Source organism: Colwellia sp. 6M3, assembly GCF_014077595.1.
Classification (GTDB): Bacteria; Pseudomonadota; Gammaproteobacteria; order Enterobacterales; family Alteromonadaceae; genus Cognaticolwellia.
Window position 1 is genome coordinate 1 of sequence record NZ_JACGWF010000284.1, and the last position, 214, is coordinate 214.

At 46.7% G+C, this 214-nt stretch carries 1 pseudogene; it reads left to right on the top strand.

The annotated features are described in order from the left end of the window. Window positions 1-214: pseudogene (locus tag H4J50_RS19950) on the top strand (IS4 family transposase); the annotation flags it as partial.

Sequence of the window (214 nt, forward strand, 5' to 3'; positions counted from 1 at the left end):
GCCCATTGGACACAAGAAGAAGATGCTGATGATACGTGGTATGGACTCCGGTTATTTTCTGTCGATGGAACGCAATTTCGTGCACCCGATACACCTGCTCTTGCTGAGCACTTTCACTATATTAAGCACAGTAAAAACCGTCATACAGAATATCCTATTGTACGCCTATGCGCCTTAAGCTCCTTGCGTAGCCGGTTGATACACCACGTTGCCT